Origin of the sequence: Pseudomonas sp. NFX5 (genome assembly GCF_049132125.1) — a bacterium.
Taxonomy (GTDB): Bacteria; Pseudomonadota; Gammaproteobacteria; order Pseudomonadales; family Pseudomonadaceae; genus Aquipseudomonas; species Aquipseudomonas marginalis.
Genome location: NZ_JAFMZG010000012.1, coordinates 14440 through 38520, shown reverse-complemented (window position 1 = coordinate 38520; position 24081 = coordinate 14440). Strand labels below are relative to the sequence as shown.

Sequence of the window (24081 nt, the reverse complement as noted above, 5' to 3'; positions counted from 1 at the left end):
TGCTGAATTCCACTGCCGTGAGATTCGCCATGACCGACGCCATCCTGCTGCAACGCGAGCGCGGGCTGCTGACCCTGCAGCTCAATCGCCCGGATAAGAAAAACGCCCTGACCCGAGCCATGTACAGCCAATTGGCCGAGGCGTTGGAGCAGGCCGATGCGGACCCGCAGATCAATGCCGTGCTGATCCAGGGCAGCAGCGAGTGTTTTACCGCCGGCAACGATATCGGCGACTTTCTTGAACAGCCGCCCAGCGACCTCGACAGCCCGCCGTTTCACTTTATGAAAAGCCTGCTCAACTGCCGCAAGCCGGTGATCGCAGCCGTAGCGGGTGCGGCGGTGGGGATCGGCACGACCCTGCTGCTGCATTGCGACCTGGTGTACATCAGCCGCGATGCACGGTTACGCATGCCGTTCGTCAATTTGGGGCTGTGCCCGGAGTTTGGGTCGAGCCTGATCCTCCCGCGTTTATTGGGGCACGCGAAGGCGGCTGAACTGCTGTTGCTGGGTGAGGGCTTCAGCGGCGAACAAGCGGCCGCGTGGGGGATTGCTACCGAAGCGTTGGGCAGTGGCGAGGCGGCGTTGGCCAAGGCGCGGGAGATGGCCGAGCGCTTTGAAACCCTGGCGCCGGGAGCGGTGCAGGTCTGCAAGCAGTTGATGAAGAGCGTGGACCGTGAGCAGTTGCGGCAAGTGATCGAGGAAGAGGGGGCGTTGTTTGTGCAGCGCTTGAAGTCGCCGGAAGCGATTGCGGCGCTGTCGGGGTTTATGGGCAGGCGTTAACCCCATGTGGGTGCGACGATTCGACATGCTCCCTGCCACACGGAAAGCAAAAAGCCCCGCCATTCACATGGCGGGGCTTTTGGTTTTCAGCCTGTCACTCAGACCATTGGGTCGCCAACGTGCAGGATCTTCATGCCGTTGGTGCCGCCGATGGTGTGGTAGCTGTCGCCTTTGGTCAGGATGACCCAGTCGCCTTTCTCCACTACGCCGCGCTTGATCAGCTCGTCGATGGCCGCCTGGCTGACTTCATGGGGCGGCAACGACGCCGGGTCGAACGGCACGGTGTACACGCCACGGAACATGGCCGCACGGGCCTGGGTTTCGCGGTGCGGGGAGAACGCGTAGATCGGTACCGAAGAACGGATACGCGACATGATCAACGGCGTATAGCCACTTTCGGTCAGGGCAATGATCGCTTTCACGCCCGGGAAGTGGTTGGCGGTGTACATGGCGGCCAGGGCGATGCTCTGGTCGCAGCTTTCGAACACTTTGCCGATGCGGTGGCTGGAGGTCTTGCTGGTCGGGTGCTTTTCGGCACCGACGCAGATACGCGCCATGGCCTGCACGGCTTCCAGTGGGTACGGGCCGGCGGCACTTTCGGCCGAGAGCATCACGGCGTCGGTGTAGTCGAGCACGGCGTTGGCCACGTCGGACACTTCGGCGCGGGTCGGCATCGGGTTCTGGATCATCGACTCCATCATCTGGGTCGCGACGATCACCGCTTTGTTGTGGCGGCGCGCGTGCAGGATGATCTTTTTCTGGATGCCGATCAGCTCGGCGTCGCCGATTTCCACACCCAGATCGCCACGGGCAACCATCACCGCGTCGGATGCCTTGATCAGGCCGTCGAGGGTTTCGTCATCGGCCACGGCTTCGGCGCGTTCGATCTTCGCCACCAGCCAGGCGGTACCGCCGGCTTCGTCGCGCAGTTTACGGGCGTATTCCATGTCGGCAGCGTCGCGCGGGAAGGACACGGCGAGGTAGTCCACTTCCATTTCAGCGGCGAGCTTGATGTCGGCCTTGTCTTTTTCAGTCAGGGCTGGGGCGGTCAAGCCACCGCCGCGACGGTTGATGCCTTTGTGATCGGACAGCGGGCCGCCGATGATCACAGTGCAATTCAATTCAGTCGGGGTCGCGGTGTCGACGCGCATCACCACGCGACCGTCGTCCAGCAGCAGCTCGTCACCGACGCCGCAATCCTTGACCAGGTCCGGGTAGTCGATACCCACGACGTCCTGGGTGCCTTCGGTCAGCGGGTGGCTGGTGGAGAAGGTGAATTTGTCACCGATCTTCAGCTCGATACGCTTGTTGGCGAATTTGGCGATACGGATTTTCGGGCCTTGCAGGTCACCCAGCAGTGCGACGAAGCGGCCATGCTTGGCGGCCAGGTCACGCACCAGCTTGGCGCGAGCCTTGTGCTCGTCCGGGGTGCCGTGGGAGAAGTTCAGACGGGCAACGTCCAAACCAGCCAGAATCAGCTGTTCGAGGACTTCCGGCGAGTTGCTGGCCGGGCCAAGGGTGGCGACGATTTTGGTACGACGGACGGACATGCACAGACTCCTGAGTTCAAGCGCTGAGGAAGGCTACTATGCTCTTTGGTTGTAGTCATTGTTCGTTTGCACTACTTATCGACGATTCGCTTGTTTTCGTGCCGGTTGAATAGATGAACATCCTTGAAGATTTTTGACGAGGGGTCGATACACTGCACAAGACAGGAGAACCTTCATGCGAATTTTGCTCATTGCTGCCCTGGCCGTCAGTGTTGTCGGCTGCACCCGTTGGTCGATGGACCACCATTTGAACAATGCCTACCGTGCGTACAAGGTCGGTGATTGCGAGCGTGTCACTTTGGAACTATCCCAGGTCGACCGCGAGAGCCGTACCCGGCGTTATGTTCAGCCGGAAGTTTCGATGTTGCGCGGGCAATGCCTGGAACGCCAGAAACTGTTCGTCGACGCCGTGCAAACCTATCAATTCATCATTAACCAGTACCCGTCGAGCGAGTACGCCTACCGTGCCCGCGCGAGGCTGGATACCTTGCAGCAACTGGGCCATTACCCCGGTGCGAGCGTGGCACAGCCGCGGCCCGCCTCTTTGTAATGGCATTCGTCATTTAATAACTGGCCCGTTGCCAGTCTTGGGCTATTCTTTCAACGTTCGTTTGTACAAGTTTCTATTCGAACGGATGCAGGGCCCGGATTCGGCAGCTGTCGAGTGACAAAATGTTGTCCGTTGTCACACCGAGATCCAGGGAGAGCGAGCAATTGCGCTCGTTCCGAATCACTGGCACGGCCAGAGTCATGGCCACTGGATGGCGATCTCACCATGTTTACCGACCGACGGATCGAGCGGCATCAACTACCGTATTTCCTGCAAGTGTTTAACCGTGTCACCGACAAACCCATAGGTTTTTTGGGTAACGTCTCTGACGACGGGCTGATGTTGGTCAGCCAGTTACCCATGATGGTCGATGTGGACTTCGAGTTGCGTTTGAAGATACCCGGGGCTGACGACACGTTCCATGTCATTGACATCACGGCGACCTGCCTGTGGAGCCATGAAGATATCAACCCGCAGCACTATGATTCCGGGTTCAGCGTGCTTGAAGCCCCCGAGGAATATGGGCAACTGATCAACGTGCTGTTGCAGTACTTCAGTTTTGATTCCTTGCAGGCTTCGGCCTAGAAGCGGCGCGCTGTCGACGCGGCCGGGGTGCTGCCATCCCTGCCGCAGTCGTGCGCTTTTTTAGAATACTCCGGCTTTCTTCCAACCCAGGTAGCGTGTCACCAGGGCCGCCCCCATTTCTGATGGCAACGTATCCAACGCCGACAGACCGTGGGCGTTCATGCGGTCATGCAATTCATCCCGAGTATTGAGGTAGTCGACAGTACCGCTGTAGGCCAGGGCTTCGGGCAAGGTTTGTACGGGGGATTGGCGCAGTCGATCGAGTACTTCCTCACGCATACTTGCCACCAGCACCCGATGTTGACGACTGATGCGCTTGACGGCGGAGAGCAGGGCTTCATCATCCTCATCCCGCAGGTTGCTCACAATAATGACCAATGCCCGCCGTTTTTGCCGGGCCAGCAGTTGGCTGGCCGCTGCCTGGTAGTCGGCGGTTCGGCGGCTGGTGTCCAGGTCATAGACCGTATTGAGCAACAGGTTCAATTGGCTGCTGCCCTTGACCGGTGCCAGGTAGCGTGGCTGGTCAGTGGCAAAGGTGCACAACCCCACCGCATCGCCCTGGCGCAGGGCCACGTAGCTAAGCAGCAGGCAGGCATTGAGGGCGTGGTCGAAATGGGACAGCTCGTCATCCTGGCTGCGCATGCGTCGGCCGCAATCGAGCATGAACACGATCTGCTGGTCGCGCTCGTCCTGATACTCCCTGGCGATGGGGGTACGTTGCCGCGCGGTCGCTTTCCAATCGATTTGCCGCAGGCTGTCGCCCTCACGAAACTCGCGCAGCTGATGAAACTCCAGTCCCAATCCTCGTCGTTGCCGTTGACGGACCCCCAGTTGGCTCAACCAGTTATCCACACCCAGCAGTTGTGCCCCGTACAGGCGGGCGAAGTCCGGGTAGACGCGGGTGGCATCCTCGGCTTCGATAAAACGCCGTGCAGACCAGAGCCCCAAGGGACTGGGCAGGTGGACTTCGCAGCGACTGAACGCGAAATGCCCACGCCGCAAGGGGCGCAGGCGATAACCCAGCTCACTGCGTTCACCAGGGTGCAGTTCGATGGACTGGGGCAGGTTTTCCACGCTCAGCCCGTCGGGGACGTGATCGAACACCTGCACTGTCAGCGCCTGTGGGTAGTCATGTTCCAGGGACAGGCGGACTTCGCCCCAGCGCCCCAGCGCCAGGCTGCCGGGCATCTGCCGGTGCACGCGTGGTGAGGGTCGGCGGCGCAGTCGCAGCGCGTCGAGCATGGCCAGCAGCAACAGCGCCAGGAGCAAGCCCCATGTTATTGAGTGCAAGGTCTCGGGTACCTTGAGCTGCAAGGCGGCCGCAGCGCCCAGCAGGATGCTCAAGCCCAGCAGTACGCTGAGCCAGGCTAATAACAGACGGGTCGGTTTCATGGACGGGTCATTGCCGGGGGGCCGGAATCTGGTCCAGCAGCTGCTTGAGCACCTGGTCGACCTCCAGCCCGTCTATATCCAGTTCTGGCGCAAGACGTACCCGATGACGCAGTACCGCCAGGGCACAGTCCTTGATGTCATCCGGTGTGACGAACTCGCCTGCACGTAACAAGGCCCGTGCGCGGGCGCCGCGTACCAGGGCGATGGAGGCTCGCGGGCCGGCGCCTATGGCCAGTCCCGGCCAGCTGCGGGTTGCTCGCGCCAGGCGCACGGCATAGTCGAGCACGTGTTCATCCAGGGCCAGTTCACTGGCGACCAGCTGCAGTTGCAGCACGTCCTCGGCCTTCAGCACGGTGCGCAACGGGTGCACGTCCAGCATGTCGGCCCGTGATGAGCGTGTCACTTCGCGCACCATATCCAGTTCCTGCTGCGCATCGGGGTAGTCCATGCGTACCTTGAGCATGAAACGGTCCAGTTCGGCTTCCGGCAGGGGGTAGGTGCCTTCCTGTTCGATGGGATTTTGCGTGGCAAGTACCATGAACGGCTGGCCAATGGGCAGCGCCTCGCCTTCGAGGGTGACTTGCCGTTCCTGCATGGCTTCGAGCAGGGCTGCCTGGGTCTTGGCCGGAGCGCGGTTGATTTCGTCGGCCAGCAACAAGTGGGTGAATACTGGCCCCTTGCGCAGCTTGAACTGTTCGGTGTGCAGGTCGTACACCGCGTGGCCGGTGACATCGCTGGGCATCAGGTCCGGGGTGAACTGGATCCGCGCGAATTCGCCGTCAAAGCAACGGGCCAGGGCACGTACCAGCAAGGTCTTGCCCAGCCCGGGGACACCCTCGAGCAATACGTGGCCGCCGGCGATCAGCGCGGTGAGTACATCATCGATTACCTGATCCTGCCCGATCACCGCCTTGCGCAGTTCAATGCGCAGGGCCTGGGCCTGCTGGCTGGCGCGTTGCAGAGAGTCGCCGGGCAGGGTGGTAGCGCTGGGAAATTCGCTCATAGGGCATTCCTGAGGGTTTGCAGGCACGCCACCTGCCGGCTGAAATCGGCACTGGATAGCCGTTTCGTCGGGAGTGGGCCGAGGGCCTGGCTGATGACGTGGGAGGGTTGGCGCGTCAGGTGGGCAAGTACTCGCCCCTGTTCCGTGTTGTCGAGATGTTCAAAGCCGGGGTGACGCCGCCGTGCGGCGCGCAGGATGTCGCGCTGCAAGGCCTGCAACAGGGTGCCTTGGCCGCTGCGACGCAGCAGGAAGTCGGCGCTGGCTTTCAGGTGCTCCTGCAATTGCCGGCGTGCCTTGGGGGCGGGCGCCTGGATTGGGCCCTGGCGCATACCTGCCTGCCAGAGTGCCAGGGCAATCAGGGCAGTGAGCGCCACCAGCGCCTGGGGGAAATAACGCAGCAGCAGGGTGAACAGGTCATCTACATCGCCGTTGAACAACAAGGTTACGGCAGTGCCCTGGGTCAGATGCCACAGCAGCCAGGCATTGTCGTGTTTGCCAATGTCCGGCGTTTTCCACAGCTCGCTGTCGGTGATCACCGTTACGCGGCCTTGCCCGAGGTCGAGTTGCATCAAGTGGCTCGACCGGGCGCTATTGGCTGAAAATTGTGCCAGGTGCTTGGGGTCGATAAGGTTGAAGTCGGTCTCGAAACTGAAATAGACCGGGGCTGTGTCGTTGTCGACATACAGTTTGGTCAGGTCCGGTGCTTTATTTTTGCGGGCTGGGGCCGGGGCATCGGGTTCATCGCTGAGGACTTGGTGGATAGGCAGGCGATCGAGCAGCAGGTCGCCGCTCTTGCCGGTTTCTTCGTCCCACAGGGCCTCGGCGACCACCAGTAGATGGCCGCCGGACCTGGCCCAGTCCAGGAGTTGCCCTGCCTGGCGTGGCGACATGTTGCCGCGTTCGCCCAGCAACAGCAGGCTGTTGCCCTTGGCGGGCAGGCTCGCCAGGCGTTCCAGGCCATTGGCGCGCTCAACGGCCAGGCCTTGCAGGCGCAGAAAGTGTTCGGCTGCCAGGTAAGGATTGGCCAGGGCTTCCGGGGAGGGGCCGCGGTCCACCACTTCTTCATAGGGGATCGCTTTGCTCCATGCGTAAAAACCGCCCGCTCCAAGCAGGCACGCCAACAGCAGCCCCACCCACAGTAATGGCCGGTTCATCGGGCGCCTCCCGCACTGAACAGGGCACGCCAATCGTTGCACAATGTCTGCTGGACTGAGACCGGGGGCAGGTGATGGCCATAGGCGAGGTTTTGCCAGTGCCGCGTCAATTCATCACTGAAGGCCAGCAACTGCGGCTGCTGCAACTGGTGAACCCGTTGCAGGACCTCGCCTTCGGTGTCAGCGCTTCTAAGGGGCAGGTTGAAGTCATGCAGCAACCTGCTCAGCAGGCCACGATACAAAAGGCCGAGGGCCTCCCGTGGCTGGGTAGACCAGAGTTGCTCGGCGGCGCTGGCGATATCCTCGGGCAGGGTCTCGGCGCCCAGTTCCAGGCCGAACAATTGCGCGGGTGGTGGTTTCGCTGCTTTGGGTGTACGTGCCCCGCGCAGGCTGACAAAGGTGCGCAACCAGTCCCGATAACGCCAGGCCACCAGGGCCACGCCACCGATCAGCAGGCTCCATAACAGCACTTCCAGGCCTTGGGCGACAGGCTTGAACGTGTTGCTGTTGAGGTTGTCCAGCAGTGCCTGCAGCCACGCCGGAAGTTTGCCGTCACTGTGTGCCTTGTTTTTAACGACGGACTTTTCTTCGCCAAAGCGATAGCGGGTGACGGTTTCCGGATTTTTGAAGGGCGGCTTGTCCAGCAGCGACTTGATGGACTGGCTTGCGCTCTGGGGGGGCAGTGGCTTGGCGTCATCCGCCATGGCGGGCGGGTTGAATGGCAGCAAGGTCAGCCCGATCACCAGCACTAACAGTGGCGCCACACTGCTCAGACGCTGGCGCAGGCGGCGGAATACCAGCTCCAGGTCCCACGCCTCCAGCAGGGTGCGGCGATTGAGATAAAGGCTGAAACCACAGGCGACATAGATGGGCTCCCAAAACACCAGGATCAAGGCGTAGAAGGCATTGCTCAAGTGTTCCAGCCAGACCCCCTCGGAGCCCGTCGCCAGCGCCAACCGTTGCCAATCCCAATCCAGTTCAAGCTGTTGCGGAATGAATAGATAGAACAGCGCCATGCAGCCGAACCACAAGCCGATTTCCAGGTGCACCCCAACGGTGGTCAACCAGCGCGCTGCACCGGCATTGCGCTGCTGCAGCACGCCCAGGCGTTTCTGGCGCGCCTGGCCGTCCAGGCCTTCGAGCTGGCTGACCGGCATTATAAAACTGCGGCTGAGGCTAAGTCGGCGCCAGGTCAGGCTGGCCAGCAGTTGGTGGTTAAGCAGTCTTGGCCATTGGCGCACGGCCTGCTTAAGGCTGGGTGTTTCGCCGAACAGGGCTTTGGAGAGGATATATAAAGGCAAGCGGTCGAACGCCGGTTTGAGCCACCAGAACAGGAACACGGCTGTGGACGGGTATTTCCATAGCAACGCGGTAAGCAGGGCAAAAACCGGCAGGGTCACCAGCGCCCAACTGCTCATCAACAGCAGGCGATGCTCCCGGGCCATTAATACCCCAAGGTCCATGGCCTCCCATGCGGTACGCGGGCGAATCGCCACGCTGGCATTACTCAGGCGCATGGCGAGTCCGTCCGGCAAGGGTCAGGTAAGCCGCCACCATTAGCCAAAGTGCAGCACCCACCAGGTATTTGATCCAAGGGGCGATCTGGGTGGTGGAAGACCAGTAGGCCTCGATAAATGCTGCGATCAGCAGGAACACCATGACACCGCACAGCAGTTGCACACTCTTGCGAGCGGCGAGCCGCAGGGATTCGCCACGGGTCAGTTGCCCCGGGGCGATCAACGCCCAGCCCAGTTGTAGGCCCGCGGCACCGGCGAGTGCAATGGCCGTCAACTCAAAGGCCCCATGGCCGATGACAAATGACCAGAAGGTCTGCCCATAGCCGATTTCGGTCAGGTGCCCGGAAATCGCGCCGATGATCAGCCCATTGAATATCAGGAAAAACACACTGCCCAGGCCGAACAGCAAGCCGGCGGCAAATGTCTGAAAGGCGATACCGATGTTGTGCATCACGTAGTAGCCAAACATCATCCAGTCTTCGCTCGAAGCACGTTCGGCAGCGCGCCCCAGCCGGCTGGCCTCGGGGTCATACATGCCCTGCATCTCTGCCACCTGCTGGGGGCTGACAATGCTGTAGATCAGGTCGGGAAACAGGTAGACCAGCAGGGCAATGCCCAGCAGGCTGCCAAAGAACAGCAGGCTGGCAATCAACACGAAACGCCACTGTTCTCGCACCAGACGCGGAAAATCGGCCAGGACGAAACTCAGCACGTTCGCGGCCAATTGGCTGCGGTGGCGATACAGTTGTTGATGGCCGCGCAATGCCAGTTGTTGCAGGGGATCCACCAGGTAACTGCTGTAGCCGCGCTCCTGGGCGAGGGCCAGGAGCTGGCATAGACGCCGGTATTGATGAGGGAAATCGGCCATATCACTGGCCTTGGCCTTGCCGTGTTCCAACTGCTTCAGTTGTTCGGCAAACGCTTGCCATTGGTGTTGGTAACGGCTCTCGAAAAGACTCTGCTTCATGTCGGCCCCAGCAGGCCGCGGGCCACACCGTTGAGTTGCTCCACGGCGCGGGCCGGGGACACCTGCAGCGGCGTCGCAAGGATCGAGGCGAGTTCGTGTACCCGTTCAGGGGACAGTTCGCCCTGGCGTTCGGCGAAGCCAAGAATCGCTCGCTGTTCACTCAGGTCCAGGGCAAACGGCAAGCGCAGGGCTGCAGCTTGGGGCACCTGGGGACGTGCCAGCGGCTGTTCGCGGTAGACCACCAGGGCGCCGGCGGCCAGGTCGCCAAGGCGTTTGAAGTGAGGATGTTGCAGGCAGCTGATGGCGCCGAGAAAGTAGCCGAAAGGCAGCATGTCGACAAACCGCAGGAGGTTGCGGATCAGCGACGCCGACCAGCCTATAGGGGTCCCGTCGTCCTGCACGACCCGTAAGCCCATGACCTGTTTGCCCGGTGAGCAGCCTTGGTTGAGCACCTCGAACAGCACCATGTACCACCAACTGACCAGGAACAGCAGAAGCGATCCCAGGCCAACACCTATATTGCCGAGCAACGCCAATGGCACCAGCAGCACGCCCATGATCACTGCACGCGCGCCGAGGTCGAAGGCAAATGCCAGCGCCCGTGGCACCAGGCCGGCTGGGCGCAGCGGCAGGTCGATGCCCTCCGGGGTCTCGATCTGGTAGAGGGTGTCCAATGGGGCTGATGGCATCGCGATCCTTGGCAGTGCAGAGCGGCTGGAGACACGGATGCTAACAGTGTCCGTGATGGAAGCAACTACTCAAGGTTTTGCTGGATGTTTGTACAGTGGAATTGGTGCTGGCTCCGAACACGGCTGAACGCCTAGACTTCGTCGATCTTCAGCACAGGAATAGCCCGTGACCTCCATTTTCTGGTACGACTATGAAACCACCGGCATCAACCCGCGCAGCGATCGCCCACTGCAGGTTGCCGGCATTCGTACGGACCTCGATCTCAACGAGGTCGGCCCGCCGGTCAATCTTTACTGCCAGCCCAGCGACGACATCCTGCCCCATCCCGCCGCCTGTGCCATTACCGGTATAACCCCTGGAATACTGGCGGAAAAAGGCCTGGCCGAGGCCGATTTCATGACCCGTGTACATGCCGAACTGGCGGCCCCGGGGACGTGCGGCGCAGGTTACAACACCTTGCGGTTTGACGACGAAATGACGCGCTACAGCCTGTATCGCAATTTTTTCGACCCCTACGCGCGGGAGTGGCAGGGCGGTAACAGCCGCTGGGACCTGATCGACGTGGTTCGCACTGCCTACGCCCTGCGCCCGGAAGGCATCGAGTGGCCGCAGCAGGATGGGCGCGTGACCCTCAAGCTCGAGCGCCTGACCGCCGCCAACGGCATTGACCATGGCCAGGCCCACGATGCGTTATCCGACGTACGTGCCACCATCGCCCTGGCGCGCCTGGTGCGCGAGAAGCAGCCCAAGCTGTACGACTGGCTGTTTCAACTGCGCAGCAAGCAACGGGTGATGGACCAGGTGCGCCTGCTGCAACCCATGGTGCATATCTCCGGACGTTTTTCCGCCGAGCGTCATTACCTGGGGGTCGTGCTGCCCCTGGCCTGGCACCCGCGCAACCGCAATGCACTGATTGTCTGCGACCTTGGGCTCGATCCCCAGGGGCTGCTGGACCTGGATGCCGCTGCCTTGCGCCAACGCCTGTATACCCGTCGCGAGGACCTTGCCGAAGGTGAACTGCCGGTGCCGCTCAAGTTGGTGCATATCAACCGTTGCCCCGTGGTCGCGCCCTTGAACGTACTGCGGGCCGAGGATCGTGAACGCCTGCAATTGGATATGGATATTTGCCAGGCGCGAGCCCTGCGGCTAACTGACGCACAGGCACTTTGGCGCGATAAGTTGGCGGTTATTTACGCCGAGGAAGATTTTGCCCCGAGCGCAGACCCGGAACAGCAGCTTTACGAAGGTTTTATCGGGGATCGTGATCGACGGTTATGCGAGCAAGTCCGGGCGGCGGAACCTGCGCAGTTAGCCAGCCAGCAGTGGCCTTTTGATGATCACCGTTTGCCTGAATTATTGTTTCGTTACCGGGCGCGTAACTTCCCCGATACGCTGAACGGCGAGGAGCTACAACGTTGGAAACTTTTCTGTCAGCAACGTTTGGCAAATCCTGAATTCGGCGCGCCGAATACCCTGGAGGCATTTAATCACGCTCGGCAGGAGTTGGCCGTTAGTGCGACGCCGTTTCAGCAGCAGGTGCTGGAGCAATGGCAGAGATATGCCGACTCTTTAGCCGCTCGTGTGAATCGGTAATAGCGGTTTGTAGAAAAGACGGTCAATAAAAAACGCCAGCAAGCTGGCGTTTTTAATGGGTTGCGTATCAAGCGCAGACCGGGTGAGGCTTAGCCCAGCAGGGTAGCCCAGCCTTCAACCACGTCACCGCCCCACTTGGCTTTCCACTCTTTCAGGGTTTTGTGGTTGCCGCCTTTGGTTTCAATCACTTCACCGTTGTGCGGGTTTTTGTATTGCTTGACCTTGCGCGCACGCTTGGTACCGGTAGTTTTCACGGCGCCACGGGGTGCTTTAACTTTCGACTCTGGATCCAGCAGCGCGATGATGTCACGCAGGGATTTGGAGTATTCACCCATGAGGGTGCGCAGTTTGCCTTCGAATTCCAGCTCGGTTTTCAGTTTGTCATCTTGGGACAGGTTCTTCAAACGAGCTTGCAGCTCTTTGATAGCTTCTTCGGTGGCACGGTATTCGTTGATCAGAGACATGTGGACTACCTTATGTAGAACGCTGATTGACAGGGATAGTGGCCCAATAATAGTCAGGCGGTTTCCCCAAGTAAACATTTAAGCGCGTATTCAGGTGAATTACTTTGAATGTTTGTGAAGACGCTATGCAATCGAGTTAATTAGTAGGGGCTACCCCGAAAATAATCTCCTTGAAATTCGCATAATTGCTGCAGCGTGCGCTGTTCATTCATATAGCAATGGTAAAACCATGCGCTATTAAGGGATGTGGCCAGGGCAACGGATCAGAATAAGGCTCATCGAATACTGCAGTTTTTCTGCACAATCGCTAGAATGGCGGCCTTTGTGAAGTTCTGGAGTTCCCCCCTAATGCGCACTTTTCGGCTGGTGATTGCTTGCCCGGACCGGGTCGGCATCGTTGCCAAAGTCAGTAACTTTCTGGCCTCCCACAACGGCTGGATCACCGAGGCGAGCCATCACTCGGACAACCTCAGCGGTTGGTTCTTCATGCGTCACGAAATCCGTGCCGACACGCTGCCCTTTGGTCTTGAAGCGTTCCGCGAGGCATTTTCGCCCATCGCGGAAGAGTTTTCGATGACCTGGCACATCACCGACACCGAGCAGAAAAAGCGCGTGGTGTTGATGGCCAGCCGCGAATCCCACTGCCTGGCCGATTTGTTGCACCGCTGGCACAGCGACGAGCTGGACTGCGAGATTGCGTGCGTGATCTCCAACCATGACGACCTGCGCAGCATGGTCGAGTGGCATGGCATCCCTTACTACCACGTGCCGGTCAACCCGCAGGACAAGGAGCCGGCGTTCGCCGAGGTCTCTCGCCTGGTCAAGCAGCATGAGGCCGATGTGGTCGTGCTGGCGCGCTACATGCAAATCCTGCCGCCTGAGCTGTGCCGCGAATACGCAGGCAAGGTGATCAACATTCACCACAGCTTCCTGCCGTCGTTCGTGGGGGCCAAGCCTTACCACCAGGCTTCCCTGCGTGGCGTGAAGTTGATTGGCGCAACCTGCCATTACGTCACCGAAGAGCTGGATGCCGGTCCGATCATCGAGCAGGACGTGGTGCGTGTCAGCCACAGTGACAGCATTGAGGACATGGTGCGGTTTGGCCGTGATGTCGAGAAGATGGTGCTGGCCCGTGGCCTGCGCTATCACCTGGAAGACCGCGTGCTGGTGCACGGCAACAAGACGGTCGTATTCTGATTCAAGCGTCTTGGTTGAACAAAGAAGGGCCTGGGCGTTAAATCGCTGCAGGCCCTTTTTCATTCCCCGCACTTTTCAGGACCAGGCCATGACCGACCCACTTGATAAAGCCACGTCCAAGGCGCCTGCGACGTTGGGTGAGGGCTGCCTGAGTCGTTACGACCCGGATGCGCTGGAGCCGGAAGACGGTACGGACTTTCCGGGAGCCGCCGAGCTGTGGGAGCAATTGCAGGAGGCCGATGAATTGCCCGGAGCCCCTGGCCGAGGTGCTTGAGCGACCACCTGTTCAGCCAGCCAGGCAGCCTTGGTCTGCGGTGTTCGCCCTGCGTCGAGTAGGCGTTGTACGGTTTCAAGCCAATAGCCGCGAGAGAATGCGTGGCGCATGTCTACCGGGTGCACGCCCAGGCGAATCACCGGGGCGGCGTGCCAGCGCTGTTCGCGACGATCGCTGATGACTCTGGACACCCCTCGGCGCCATGCACTGCGCGCACTCCAGGTCAGGCCCGGGGCTTCGATCGGCGTGAAATCGGGCAGTCGATACAGATGCTGCGGGCTGCTGGTGTAGCTCAGCGGTAGTTGGCGCAGGGCCTCGCGAGTGCCTTGGCTCATTAACCAGGCGGGTGCGACGAAGCCGTGCAACGGCCAGTCATGACGCCGGAATACTTCAATGCCATCCTGAAGACGATCAAGGGCCTGGGCTTGAGACAGTTGATAGAACTCAGCCTCATGGGTGTAGAGGCGGCGCATGAACCAGTCTTTGGGTGTGCGCGGTGCCGGTTGGTCATCGCAATGGTAGTAACCGTGCAAGGCAAGTTCATCGCCCTTGGTCACGCGGCGATCCAGCAGGCGTTGAAAATCGCCGTGGGCAGTCAAGGCGTCGCGATGATGGAAGTCCGGCACCACCAACCATGTGATTGGCACGGCGCCCAGGGCATCGACGGCTTCGACAAAGGGCCGATAATCGGCCCAGTTGTGCGGCGCCACATCGTGCAGCACCAGTAATACCGAGCGCTCATGCATGGGAAGGCATCGGCTTGTGACTGCCCAGTACCGCGTGGTAGTGGCCGAGCAGGCTGTCGACCACCGTATACCAGGCGTAATGTTGTTCTACATGACGCCGAGCCTGCGCGCCCAGGCGCCTGCTGCCGAGGTTGAACAGCTCGCGCACCGTATCGGCCATCGCCCTTGGGTTGTTCGGTGCGCACAGCAGGCCGCAGCGTTCGTCGACTATCTCCGTGAACGCGCCAGCCGCCACCGCGATTACCGGTATGCCGCAAGCCATGGCTTCGAGGATGACCAGGCCAAAGGTTTCCTGGTCGCCGCCATGCAGCAAGGCATCGGCACTGGCCATCAGCCGGGCGACATGCTGTGCCGGGCGAAACCCCTCGATGACGGTGACATTGGCCGGCACGCTGGTCGGCATGCCGGAGCCCACCAGCACCAAGTGATAGCCGTCCCCCAGGCGTTTCATGCAGCGAAGCAGGATCGGCAGGTTTTTTTCCTTGGAGCCGCGCCCGGCAAAGATCAGCAGGCGGGTGTCTTCGCCGATCCCCAACTCGGCGCGCAGGCCTGGGTCGCGGGCGTCAGGGGTAAAGGTTTGCAGGTCCACGCCCAGTGGTTGGACGAACACATTCTTCACGCCGAGCCCCAAGAGCTTGTCGGCCATTACCTGGCTGGGCGCCAGTACCCGGTCGAAACTTCCATAGAGTTTGCTGACATAGGCTTCAACGTTCGGGGCAAACCAAGACCCCATGCGGTTGCTCACCAGTAGCGGTAAGTCGGAGTGGTAAAAGCCGATCACCGGCACATCCAGCTGGCGCCGGGCATCCAGCGCGGCCCAGGCGGTGAGATAGGGATCACCTACCTCGATCAGATCGGGCTGTAAATCGTGCAGGACATTTCGCCAAGGGGCGAGGCGAAGGGGGAAGCGGTAGCCTTTGCCGAAGGGCAGCGCGGGAGCCGGTACCTTGAAGATGCCATCCTGGTTGCTCCATTGCGCGCCAGGAATCAACAGGCTATGGCGAATGCCGGGCTTAAGCCTCAGGCGTCGGTGCTTGGCGTCCAGGTAAGTGCGCACGCCGCCGCTTGTCGGGGCGTAGAACATGGTTATGTCAGCGATATGCACGATGAACATCCCTCCGATCCATTGCTCTCCTAACGTGGACCTGAGCTAAGGATAGATGTTCGGTTGGCGTTCATCGTGAAAACAGTGCGGGAGCCTGACCGGCTCCTGCGGTAGTTCAGATCCGGAAGCTGCCCACCAGCTGTTTCAACCGTGCCGCCTGCTGTTCCAGGTCGGCGCAGGCGCGCAGCGTCGATTGCAGGTTTTCCACGCCTTCCTGATTGAGGGTGTTGATCTCGGTGATGTCCATGTTGATCGACTCCACGACCGAGGTCTGCTCTTCGGTCGCGGTGGCCACCGACTGGTTCATGCCGTCGATCTCGCCAATGCGCTGGGTCACGCTGTTCAAGCGTTCGCCGGCCAGGTTGGCGATTTCCACGCTGTCATGACTGTGGCGCTGGCTGTCGCTCATGGTGCTGACCGAGTCACGGGCACCGATTTGCAGCTCCTCGATCATCTTTTGTACTTGCTGTGCCGATTCCTGGGTGCGATGGGCCAGGTTGCGCACTTCATCGGCGACCACCGCAAACCCGCGCCCGGCTTCCCCGGCGCGTGCGGCTTCGATAGCGGCATTCAGTGCCAGCAGGTTGGTTTGCTGGGAAATACTGGTGATTACCTCAAGAATCTGGCCGATATTCACCGTCTTGCTGTTAAGTGCTTCGATATTGCTGCTTGAGGCACTGATCATTGCAGACAGCTGAGTCATCGCCTTGATATTGCGTTCAACCACCTGTTGACCGTCTTCGGCCAATTGCCGTGCGTCACTGGCCTGGTTGGAGGCCTGTGCGGCGTTACGCGCGATTTCCTGTGCAGCGGCGCCCAGTTCGTTGATCGCGGCGGCAACGCTGTTGGTGCGGTTGGCCTGTTCGTCGGAATTGACCATCGACGAGTTGGACGCACTGACAACCCGCAGCGCGACTTCATTCACCTGTTGGGTGGCTGAGGACACTTCGCGGATGGACGTATGAATCCGCTCTACGAAGCGGTTGAATGCAGTGCCCAGGGTGCCGAACTCATCGTGATTCTGGATGGCCAGGCGGCGAGTCAGGTCACCTTCGCCGTCGGCGATGTCCTGCATCGCGCGAGTCATCACGTGCAGCGGCTGCAGCAGCACGCGTATCAGCATGCCGAGCAGGGCGATGATGATCACCACGGCAATCACGGTGGCGATTACGGCGGAGGTGCGGAATTTGCTGAGCATTGCGTAGGCTTCGTCCTTGTCCACCGATACCCCGAGGTACCAGTTCACCGAGGGCAGCCCCTTGATCCGTGTGAAAGTAACGATGTTGTCCTTGCCGTTGGCTTCGACTTCGCTGAAGTCGCCGCTGATGGTGGGCGTGTGTTTTGGGTAGACATCGGAGAGGGACTTCATCACCAGGCTTTTGTCCGGGTGTACCAGCACCTTGCCGTCGGCACTGACCAGGAACGCATAGCCCATGCCACCGAAGTTCAGTGCACCGATGTTGTCCACCAGGGTCTGCAGGCTCAGGTCGCCGCCGACCACGCCGATGCTCTGGCTGCCCTTGGCGCTGGGGGTGGCGATGGAGATGATCAATTGCCCGGTGGCTGCGTCGATGTAGGGCTCGGTCAGGGTCGAACCGTTGCTGCTCTGGGCACCTTTGTACCAGGGGCGAACGCGTGGATCGAAGCCGTCCGGCATCTTGGTGTCGGGACGGATGGTGAAGGCGCCCTGACTGTCACCCACGTAGGTGGCCATGAACGATGACGTCAGGGTTTTCTGCTCCAGCAGGCTTGCAACCGCAGCGGGTTCAGGGTTGATGGCGATGTTCTGTGCGGCGTTTTCCACCAATGCGATACGTCCGGTCAGCCAGGTCTGGATACTGTTGGCGGTGACGTCGCCCATCTCGTGCAGGTAGCTATTGAGGTCTTCGCGTATCGCGTTACGTTGCAAATAGTCGTTATAAAGGGTGAACAGCGTAAATGCCGCGATGACGATAAGGGAGGCTGCAAGCAGGATTTTATGGCTGAAACGCAGATTTTTATTCATAGCTTGAAGGGTCCGCTAAGGTCTTAATATCCGAAGCGCGTCCTTGTGGAACACGCGGGAGGGTAGCGTCAAAAAAAGTTTGATATTTCCGTTGGTCCCTGTAGGAACTATCTGAGCGTTTTTTAGACTTTGTGGGTCTCACATCTGTCTTATCGACCTGGCGACATTAAAGATTAACCATGGGTGACGAAATGCCTGACTCCACGCAACTCCTTATCGGTGCCGGTCTTGACGGCCAGCCCATTGCCCAGGCCATGCGCCTGGCCAACCGTCACGGCTTGATCGCCGGCGCCACGGGCACAGGCAAGACGGTCACGTTGCAACGTCTGGCAGAAGCGTTCAGTGATGCGGGCGTCGCGGTATTTGCCGCGGATATCAAAGGTGACCTCTGTGGCCTGGGTGCCGCCGCCAACCCTCAGGGCAAAGTCGCAGAGCGCATCGCCGGCATGCCGTTCCTTAATTACACGGCCAAGGCGTATCCGGTCACGCTATGGGACATCCACGGGCAGTCCGGTCATCCATTGCGCACCACCATCAGCGAAATGGGGCCTTTGTTGCTCGGCAGTTTGCTGGAACTCACGGACAGCCAGCAGTCGGCCCTTTACGCGGCGTTCAAGGTGGCGGATCGCGAAGGCCTGTTGCTGCTGGACCTCAAGGACCTCAAGGCCCTGCTCAACCACCTGCGTTATCACCCGGAGTTGCTCGGCGAGGATGCGGCGCTGATGACCACCGGCTCCAGCCAGGCGCTGTTGCGGCGTCTGGCAGTATTGGAGCAGCAGGGCGCCGAGGCGTTGTTTGGCGAGCCGGCCCTGCAGCTTGAAGACATCTTGCAGCCCACCCGCGAGGGACGCGGGCGTATCCATCTGCTGGATGCCAGCCGCCTGGTGCATGAAGCGCCGAAGGTGTACGCGACCTTCCTGTTGTGGCTGTTGGCGGAATTGTTCGAGCAGCTGCCCGAGCGCGGCGATGCCGACAAACCGTTGCTGGCGCTGTTTTTCGACGAGGCGCATTTGTTGTTTGCCGACACGCCCAAGGCTTTGCAGGAGCGCTTGGAGCAAGTGGTGCGGCTGATCCGTTCCAAGGGCGTGGGGGTGTATTTCGTCACCCAATCGCCGGGCGACCTGCCGGACTCCGTGCTGGCGCAACTGGGTTTGCGCATCCAGCATGGCCTGCGGGCGTTCACCACGAAAGAACAGAAATCCTTGCGGGCGGTCGCAGACGGGTTCCGGCCGAACCCGGCGTTTGATGCGTTATCGGTGTTGACCGAGTTGGGCACGGGTGAGGCATTGGTGGGCACCTTGCAGGAAAAAGGTACGCCGGAAGTGGTCCAGCGCGTGCTGGTCGCGCCGCCGCAATCGCGAATCGGGCCGCTCAGCGTCGCTGAACGCGCTGCATTGGTGGCCGGTTCGCCCTTGCAGGGGCGCTATGACAAGCCGATTGATCGCGAGTCGGCCTATGAAGTATTGATGGCGCGCAAGGCGCTTGGACCGACCGAAGAGGCCAGGCAGGCCGACGAGGAGCCCAGCTTCACCGACAAGGCCGGGGCGTTTCTGGGAACCACCGCAGGCAAGGCGCTGAAGTCCGCGATGCAGCAGGCCGCCAATCAGATGGGGCGCCAACTGGTGCGTGGTTTGCTGGGGTCTTTGCTGGGCGGCAGTAAGCGCAAGTAGCGGTTCAGGGCTTGGGCTTGCCATGGGCGGCCAGCCGCTCAAGTGCCGCGCGCAGGCCCGGATCGCTGATCCCGTCGGCCGTGGCCTGAATCGTCTCGGCCGCCGTCTCCGACAAGTCCATCGTGTGGCCCGCCGCGCCTTGCTGCACGGTCGGCGGCTGCACCTTGAACTGGATGCGCGTCAAGCTGGCGAACTCATCGAACGCCATCAATTGACGCTGCAGGCGTTTTTGCTGATAGCGCAGGCGGGTCGCCCAGTGGCCATCTGTGACAATCAGCAGCAGGTTGCCTTCACGCCAGGACGCCACGTGGCAGTGCTCACGGGCCGCCGGTTGCAGTTGGCTTTCGAGCAGGCGTTGCAAATGGCCCAAGCGTTGCGCATGGCCAAAGATGGCTTTCAACGGCTTGGCTTCGCGAAGCAACACGCTGGGCGCGCGGGCTGTAAGAGGGCGAAATGCCATGATTGGACACCTTAAGTAACAGAGCGGCCATCTTAGCAGAAAGCGTCTACGCGGCCCCGGGCAATGCATTGCCGGGGCTTTATCCACAAAATCAATGAGCTCCACGGGTTGAAGTTCGCGCAAAAGCCCTTATTTTAAACAAGCCCTCTCACAGCCCCTTGCCCGCCTCGGGGAACAACGCCACTTTCCTCACCCACGATTCCGGGTAGAATGCGCGTTCGCATGCGGCCGTGAGGGCTGCTCGGGCCACTCACGGTGCGCCCTCCATCCCTATGTGTGGAAGAACCTGCCGATATGTTTGCGCCTTTGTTAAAGAAACTTTTTGGAAGCAAGAATGAGCGCGAAGTCAAACGCATGCTCAAGACGGTGCAGCTGGTCAATGCCTTCGAAGAGCAGATGGTTGCCCTTTCGGACGAGCAATTGCGCGCCAAGACCGAAGAGTTCAAGGCCCGCATAGCCAAAGGTGAAACCCTCGACAAGCTGCTTCCCGAAGCCTTTGCGGTTGCCCGTGAAGCCGGTAAGCGTGTCATGGGCATGCGCCACTTCGACGTGCAGTTGATCGGCGGCATGACCTTGCATGAAGGCATGATTGCCGAAATGCGTACCGGTGAAGGCAAGACCCTGGTAGCAACCCTGGGTGTTTACCTCAACGCACTGTCCGGCAAGGGCGTGCACGTTGTGACGGTGAACGACTACCTGGCTCGTCGGGACGCCAACTGGATGCGCCCGCTGTATGAATTCCTCGGCCTGACCGTCGGCGTGGTAACGCCGTTCCAGCCGCCGGAAGAGAAGCGCGCCGCCTACGCCGCCGACATCACCTACGGTACCAACAACGAATTCGGTTTCGACTACCTGCGCGACAACATGGCGTTCAGCATGGAAGAAAAATTCCAGCGCGAACTCAACTTTGCCGTGATCGACGAAGTCGACTCCATCCTCATCGACGAAGCCCGTACCCCGCTGATCATCTCCGGCCAGGCCGAAGACAGCTCGCGCCTGTACACCGAGATCAACAAGTTGATCCCGCGCCTTGAGCAGCACATCGAGGAAGTGGAAGGCGTGGTGACCAAAGAAGGTCACTTCACCATCGACGAGAAGACCCGCCAGGTCGAACTCAACGAAGCCGGTCACCAGTTCGTCGAAGACATGCTGACCCAGATCGGCCTGCTGGCCGAAGGCGAGAGCCTGTACTCGGCCCACAACCTGGGCCTGCTGACCCACGTGTATGCCGGCCTGCGTGCCCACAAGCTGTTCCATCGCAATGTCGAATACATCGTGCAGGATGGCCAGGTCGTACTGGTCGACGAACACACCGGGCGTACCATGCCGGGCCGTCGTCTGTCCGAAGGCCTGCACCAGGCCATCGAAGCCAAGGAAATGCTCAACATCCAGGCCGAAAGCCAGACGTTGGCGTCCACCACCTTCCAGAACTACTTCCGCCTGTACAACAAGCTGTCCGGCATGACCGGTACCGCCGACACCGAAGCGTTCGAATTCCACCAGATCTACGGCCTGTCGGTGGTGGTCATCCCGCCGAACAAGCCGCTGGCCCGTAAAGACTTCAACGACCTGGTGTTCCTGACTGCCGAAGAGAAATACGCGGCGATCATCAACGACATCAAGGACGGCATGGCCCAGGGTCGTCCGATCCTGGTGGGTACCGCCACCATCGAGACTTCCGAGCACGTGTCCAACCTGCTCAACAAGGAAGGCATCGAGCACAAGGTCCTCAACGCCAAGTTCCACGAAAAAGAAGCCGAGATCATCGCCCAGGCCGGTCGCCCGGGTGCGCTGACCATCGCCACCAATATGGCCGGTCGTGGTACCGACATCCTGCTGGGCGGCAACTGGGAAGTGGAAGTGGCTTCGCTGGACGATCCGACCCCTGAGCAGATCGCCCAGATCAAGGCAGACTGGCAGAAGCGCCACCAGGCCGTGCTGGAATCCGGTGGCTTGCAGGTGATCGCATCCGAGCGCCACGAATCCCGTCGTATCGACAACCAGCTGCGCGGTCGTGCCGGCCGCCAGGGTGACGCCGGTTCCAGCCGTTTCTACCTGTCCCTGGAAGACAGCCTGATGCGTATCTTCGCCTCGGATCGGGTGAAGAACTTCATGAAGGCCCTGGGCATGCAGTCCGGTGAAGCGATCGAGCACCGCATGGTGACCAACGCCATCGAGAAGGCCCAGCGCAAGGTAGAAGGCCGTAACTTCGACATTCGTAAGCAACTGCTCGAGTTCGATGACGTCAACAACGAACAGCGTAAAGTGATTTATCACATGCGTAACACGTTGCTGGCCGCCGACAACATTGGCGAAACCATCGCCGATTTCCGTCAGGACGTGCTCAACGCCACTGTCAGCGCACATATCCCGCCACAATCGCTGCCTGAGCAGTGGGATGTCGCTGGCCTGGAAGCGGCGTTGAAGAGCGACTTCGGTGTCGACTTGCCGGTCCAGCAATGGCTCGACGAAGACGACCACCTGTACGAAGAAACCCTGCGCGAGAAGCTCATGACCGAGCTGCTGGCCGCGTACAACGAGAAAGAAGAGCAGGCGAGTGCCGAAGCACTGCGCACCTTCGAGAAGCAAATCGTACTGCGTGTGCTGGACGACCTGTGGAAAGACCACCTGTCGACCATGGACCACCTGCGTCACGGCATCCACCTGCGTGGCTATGCCCAGAAGAACCCGAAGCAGGAGTACAAGCGCGAGTCGTTCACGCTGTTCTCCGAGTTGCTGGATTCGATCAAGCGCGATTCGATTCGCGTGCTGTCCCACGTTCAGGTGCGTCGCGAAGACCCGATCGAGGAAGAAGCGCGCCTGCGCCAGGAGGCCGAGGCACTGGCTGCGCGCATGCAGTTCCAGCACGACGAGGCACCCGGTCTGGAAGCGCCTGAAGTATTGGGTGAAGAGGTCGATGTGGCCCTGGCCCAGACCCCGGTTCGCAACGAGCAGAAGCTGGGCCGCAACGAACTGTGCTGGTGCGGTTCGGGCAAGAAGTACAAACACTGCCACGGCGAAATCAACTAAGATTTTTGCCTGACGCTGCTACACCCCGCGCCGCGACCGGCCCCTGCCGTCGCGGCGTTTTGCCATTAACTTCACCGTCGATCACGACGGCACAGACATCACCTATTTTTAAGGAGCGCATTCATGGCTGTTGGTCTTGGTCCTTTGCCCACATTGCACCCGGTTGCCGGTTTTGAGCTCGGTATCGCTTCGGCCGGCATCAAGCGTCCAGGGCGCAAGGATGTGGTGGTGATGCGCTGTGCCGAAGGCTCGACCGTTGCGGGCGTGTTCACCCTCAACGCCTTCTGCGCCGCGCCGGTGATCCTGGCCAAGCAGCGTGTTGCCGGCTCGATTCGTTACCTGCTGACCAACACCGGCAATGCCAACGCCGGTACCGGTGAGCCTGGGCTGGTCGCCGCCGCACGTACCTGTGCCAAGCTGGCCCAACTGGCCGGCGTGGACGCCAGCCAAGTGCTGCCATACTCCACCGGCGTCATCGGTGAGCCGCTGCCGGTCGAAAAAATCGAAGGCGCCCTGCAAGCCGCGCTGGACGACCTGTCTGTGGATAACTGGGCGGCAGCCGCCACCGGCATCATGACCACCGACACCCTGCCAAAAGGCGCGAGCCGCCAGTTCGTGCACGACGGTGTGACGGTTACCGTGACTGGCATCAGCAAGGGCGCGGGCATGATTCGCCCGAACATGGCCACCATGCTTGGCTATATCGCCACCGACGCCAAGGTTTCCCGCGATGTGTTGCACAGCCTGATCCTGGACGGCGCCAACAAGTCGTTCAACCGCATCACCATTGATGGCGATACGTCCACCAATGACTGCTGCATGCTGATCGCCACCGGCCAGGCCAACCTGCCGGAAATCACCGAAGCCAGCGGCGAGGTGTTCGCGGCGTTGAAGCAGGCGGTGTTCGAGGTGTGCATGGACGTGGCCCAGGCCATCGTGCGTGACGGTGAAGGCGCGACCAAGTTCGTGACCGTTGAAGTCAACGGCGGCGGCAACCACCAGGAATGCCTGGATGTCGGCTACACCGTGGCCCACTCGCCGCTGATCAAGACCGCGCTGTTCGCCTCCGACCCGAACTGGGGCCGCATTCTGGCTGCCGTCGGCCGTGCCGGCGTGCCGGACCTGGACGTGAGCAAGATCGACGTGTTCCTGGGCGACGTATGCATCGCCAGCCGTGGCGCCCGTGCCGAGACCTACACCGAAGCCCAGGGTTCGGCGGTGATGCAGCAGGAAGAAATCACTATCCGCATCGAGCTCGGTCGCGGTGAGTGCAGCGAAACCATCTGGACCACCGACCTGTCCCACGAGTACGTGAAGATCAATGCGGAATACCGCACCTGATAGAAGAGG

At 60.6% G+C, this 24081-nt stretch carries 20 protein-coding genes and 2 pseudogenes; 9 read left to right on the top strand and 13 right to left on the bottom strand.

Annotated features, from left to right (window positions below):
• Positions 1 to 29: 29 nt before the first annotated feature.
• Positions 30 to 779, top strand: coding sequence for an enoyl-CoA hydratase-related protein (locus J1N02_RS07455; protein WP_405125475.1), 750 nt, complete (start codon positions 30 to 32; stop codon positions 777 to 779).
• Between the two features lie 98 nt (positions 780 to 877).
• Here J1N02_RS07455 and pyk read toward each other — a convergent pair whose 3' ends face one another.
• On the bottom strand, positions 878 to 2329 hold the full coding sequence (gene pyk, locus J1N02_RS07450; RefSeq protein WP_027605512.1) for a pyruvate kinase: 1452 nt from the start codon (positions 2327 to 2329) through the stop codon (positions 878 to 880).
• 175 nt (positions 2330 to 2504) lie between these two features.
• Here pyk and J1N02_RS07445 point away from each other — a divergent pair, with 175 nt between their 5' ends.
• Positions 2505 to 2879 (top strand): hypothetical protein, encoded by a 375-nt coding sequence (locus J1N02_RS07445; protein ID WP_025854787.1) that lies wholly within the window; start codon positions 2505 to 2507, stop codon positions 2877 to 2879.
• A 225-nt stretch (positions 2880 to 3104) separates the two neighbouring features.
• Positions 3105 to 3464: a PilZ domain-containing protein gene (locus J1N02_RS07440; RefSeq protein WP_098478843.1), complete on the top strand. Its 360-nt coding sequence runs from the start codon at positions 3105 to 3107 to the stop codon at positions 3462 to 3464.
• A gap of 60 nt (positions 3465 to 3524) precedes the next feature.
• On the opposite strand, the gene J1N02_RS07435 is transcribed toward J1N02_RS07440, so the two are convergent.
• From J1N02_RS07435 to J1N02_RS07410, 6 genes are read right to left on the bottom strand one after another with little or no spacing between them, the layout of a single operon-like run.
• Positions 3525 to 4856: a DUF58 domain-containing protein gene (locus J1N02_RS07435; protein WP_027605514.1), complete on the bottom strand. Its 1332-nt coding sequence runs from the start codon at positions 4854 to 4856 to the stop codon at positions 3525 to 3527.
• 7 nt (positions 4857 to 4863) lie between these two features.
• Entirely contained in the window at positions 4864 to 5859 is a 996-nt protein-coding gene (locus tag J1N02_RS07430; RefSeq protein WP_027605515.1) for an AAA family ATPase, read from the bottom strand.
• A complete protein-coding gene (locus J1N02_RS07425; protein WP_421147249.1) occupies positions 5856 to 7013 on the bottom strand; it encodes a DUF4350 domain-containing protein in 1158 nt (385 codons plus the stop codon). Before J1N02_RS07425 ends, J1N02_RS07430 begins: the two co-directional genes overlap by 4 nt.
• Entirely contained in the window at positions 7010 to 8530 is a 1521-nt protein-coding gene (locus J1N02_RS07420) for a DUF4129 domain-containing protein (RefSeq protein WP_092358378.1), read from the bottom strand. Before J1N02_RS07420 ends, J1N02_RS07425 begins: the two co-directional genes overlap by 4 nt.
• Complete coding sequence (locus J1N02_RS07415; RefSeq protein ID WP_092358380.1) at positions 8517 to 9497, bottom strand: stage II sporulation protein M; 981 nt, start codon at positions 9495 to 9497, stop codon at positions 8517 to 8519. The genes J1N02_RS07420 and J1N02_RS07415 overlap by 14 nt, the downstream gene beginning before the upstream one ends.
• The gene (locus J1N02_RS07410) at positions 9494 to 10186 is read right to left on the bottom strand and encodes an RDD family protein (RefSeq protein ID WP_098478844.1); all 693 of its coding nucleotides are present in this window, start codon (positions 10184 to 10186) and stop codon (positions 9494 to 9496) included. The genes J1N02_RS07415 and J1N02_RS07410 overlap by 4 nt, the downstream gene beginning before the upstream one ends.
• 166 nt (positions 10187 to 10352) lie before the next feature.
• Here J1N02_RS07410 and sbcB point away from each other — a divergent pair, with 166 nt between their 5' ends.
• Positions 10353 to 11780 (top strand): exodeoxyribonuclease I, encoded by a 1428-nt coding sequence (gene sbcB / locus J1N02_RS07405; RefSeq protein WP_098478845.1) that lies wholly within the window; start codon positions 10353 to 10355, stop codon positions 11778 to 11780.
• 89 nt (positions 11781 to 11869) lie between these two features.
• Here the strand turns inward: sbcB and mvaT are convergent, their stop codons facing one another.
• Entirely contained in the window at positions 11870 to 12244 is a 375-nt protein-coding gene (gene mvaT, locus J1N02_RS07400; RefSeq protein ID WP_003175830.1) for a histone-like nucleoid-structuring protein MvaT, read from the bottom strand.
• Positions 12245 to 12592: 348 nt separating this feature from the next.
• Here mvaT and purU point away from each other — a divergent pair, with 348 nt between their 5' ends.
• Positions 12593 to 13441, top strand: coding sequence for a formyltetrahydrofolate deformylase (purU, locus tag J1N02_RS07395; RefSeq protein WP_027605521.1), 849 nt, complete (start codon positions 12593 to 12595; stop codon positions 13439 to 13441).
• Between the two features lie 88 nt (positions 13442 to 13529).
• Positions 13530 to 13715: a hypothetical protein gene (locus J1N02_RS07390; RefSeq protein ID WP_081744424.1), complete on the top strand. Its 186-nt coding sequence runs from the start codon at positions 13530 to 13532 to the stop codon at positions 13713 to 13715.
• 8 nt (positions 13716 to 13723) lie between these two features.
• Here the strand turns inward: J1N02_RS07390 and J1N02_RS07385 are convergent.
• The 4 genes and pseudogenes from J1N02_RS07385 to J1N02_RS07370 form a co-directional block, all read right to left on the bottom strand.
• Positions 13724 to 14461: pseudogene (locus J1N02_RS07385) on the bottom strand (DUF2334 domain-containing protein); the annotation flags it as partial.
• Positions 14454 to 15575: a glycosyltransferase family 4 protein gene (locus J1N02_RS07380; protein WP_421147248.1), complete on the bottom strand. Its 1122-nt coding sequence runs from the start codon at positions 15573 to 15575 to the stop codon at positions 14454 to 14456. The gene J1N02_RS07380 and the pseudogene J1N02_RS07385, both read right to left, overlap by 8 nt.
• A gap of 106 nt (positions 15576 to 15681) precedes the next feature.
• Positions 15682 to 16446 (bottom strand): methyl-accepting chemotaxis protein, encoded by a 765-nt coding sequence (locus J1N02_RS07375; RefSeq protein WP_370671262.1) that lies wholly within the window; start codon positions 16444 to 16446, stop codon positions 15682 to 15684.
• Between the two features lie 93 nt (positions 16447 to 16539).
• Positions 16540 to 17571, bottom strand: a pseudogene (locus J1N02_RS07370) (cache domain-containing protein); the annotation flags it as partial.
• 191 nt (positions 17572 to 17762) lie between these two features.
• Between J1N02_RS07370 and J1N02_RS07365 the strand changes: the two are divergent.
• Positions 17763 to 19241, top strand: coding sequence for a helicase HerA-like domain-containing protein (locus J1N02_RS07365; RefSeq protein ID WP_051429346.1), 1479 nt, complete (start codon positions 17763 to 17765; stop codon positions 19239 to 19241).
• Positions 19242 to 19245: 4 nt separating this feature from the next.
• Here J1N02_RS07365 and J1N02_RS07360 read toward each other — a convergent pair whose 3' ends face one another.
• The gene (locus J1N02_RS07360; RefSeq protein ID WP_027605525.1) at positions 19246 to 19701 is read right to left on the bottom strand and encodes a DUF721 domain-containing protein; all 456 of its coding nucleotides are present in this window, start codon (positions 19699 to 19701) and stop codon (positions 19246 to 19248) included.
• Positions 19702 to 19995: 294 nt separating this feature from the next.
• On the opposite strand from J1N02_RS07360, the gene secA reads away from it, so the two are divergent.
• Complete coding sequence (gene secA, locus J1N02_RS07355) at positions 19996 to 22731, top strand: preprotein translocase subunit SecA (protein WP_027605526.1); 2736 nt, start codon at positions 19996 to 19998, stop codon at positions 22729 to 22731.
• 123 nt (positions 22732 to 22854) lie between these two features.
• Entirely contained in the window at positions 22855 to 24072 is a 1218-nt protein-coding gene (gene argJ / locus J1N02_RS07350) for a bifunctional glutamate N-acetyltransferase/amino-acid acetyltransferase ArgJ (protein WP_421147247.1), read from the top strand.
• The last annotated feature ends 9 nt before the right edge of the window (positions 24073 to 24081 follow it).

What these genes read in the sequence shown, in the direction of transcription:
- J1N02_RS07440 (WP_098478843.1), top strand. Translation starts at nt 3,105, where the DNA reads ATGTTTACCGACCGACGGATCGAGCGGCATCAACTACCGTATTTCCTG.
- J1N02_RS07390 (WP_081744424.1), top strand. Translation starts at nt 13,530, where the DNA reads ATGACCGACCCACTTGATAAAGCCACGTCCAAGGCGCCTGCGACGTTG.
- purU (WP_027605521.1), top strand. Translation starts at nt 12,593, where the DNA reads ATGCGCACTTTTCGGCTGGTGATTGCTTGCCCGGACCGGGTCGGCATC.
- J1N02_RS07375 (WP_370671262.1), bottom strand. Translation starts at nt 16,446, where the DNA reads ATGGTCAATTCCGACGAACAGGCCAACCGCACCAACAGCGTTGCCGCC.
- J1N02_RS07410 (WP_098478844.1), bottom strand. Translation starts at nt 10,186, where the DNA reads ATGCCATCAGCCCCATTGGACACCCTCTACCAGATCGAGACCCCGGAG.
- J1N02_RS07360 (WP_027605525.1), bottom strand. Translation starts at nt 19,701, where the DNA reads ATGGCATTTCGCCCTCTTACAGCCCGCGCGCCCAGCGTGTTGCTTCGC.
- J1N02_RS07455 (WP_405125475.1), top strand. Translation starts at nt 30, where the DNA reads ATGACCGACGCCATCCTGCTGCAACGCGAGCGCGGGCTGCTGACCCTG.
- J1N02_RS07380 (WP_421147248.1), bottom strand. Translation starts at nt 15,575, where the DNA reads ATGTTCATCGTGCATATCGCTGACATAACCATGTTCTACGCCCCGACA.
- J1N02_RS07435 (WP_027605514.1), bottom strand. Translation starts at nt 4,856, where the DNA reads ATGAAACCGACCCGTCTGTTATTAGCCTGGCTCAGCGTACTGCTGGGC.
- argJ (WP_421147247.1), top strand. Translation starts at nt 22,855, where the DNA reads ATGGCTGTTGGTCTTGGTCCTTTGCCCACATTGCACCCGGTTGCCGGT.
- J1N02_RS07365 (WP_051429346.1), top strand. Translation starts at nt 17,763, where the DNA reads ATGCCTGACTCCACGCAACTCCTTATCGGTGCCGGTCTTGACGGCCAG.
- secA (WP_027605526.1), top strand. Translation starts at nt 19,996, where the DNA reads ATGTTTGCGCCTTTGTTAAAGAAACTTTTTGGAAGCAAGAATGAGCGC.
- J1N02_RS07415 (WP_092358380.1), bottom strand. Translation starts at nt 9,497, where the DNA reads ATGAAGCAGAGTCTTTTCGAGAGCCGTTACCAACACCAATGGCAAGCG.
- J1N02_RS07445 (WP_025854787.1), top strand. Translation starts at nt 2,505, where the DNA reads ATGCGAATTTTGCTCATTGCTGCCCTGGCCGTCAGTGTTGTCGGCTGC.
- J1N02_RS07420 (WP_092358378.1), bottom strand. Translation starts at nt 8,530, where the DNA reads ATGCGCCTGAGTAATGCCAGCGTGGCGATTCGCCCGCGTACCGCATGG.
- J1N02_RS07430 (WP_027605515.1), bottom strand. Translation starts at nt 5,859, where the DNA reads ATGAGCGAATTTCCCAGCGCTACCACCCTGCCCGGCGACTCTCTGCAA.
- J1N02_RS07425 (WP_421147249.1), bottom strand. Translation starts at nt 7,013, where the DNA reads ATGAACCGGCCATTACTGTGGGTGGGGCTGCTGTTGGCGTGCCTGCTT.
- pyk (WP_027605512.1), bottom strand. Translation starts at nt 2,329, where the DNA reads ATGTCCGTCCGTCGTACCAAAATCGTCGCCACCCTTGGCCCGGCCAGC.
- mvaT (WP_003175830.1), bottom strand. Translation starts at nt 12,244, where the DNA reads ATGTCTCTGATCAACGAATACCGTGCCACCGAAGAAGCTATCAAAGAG.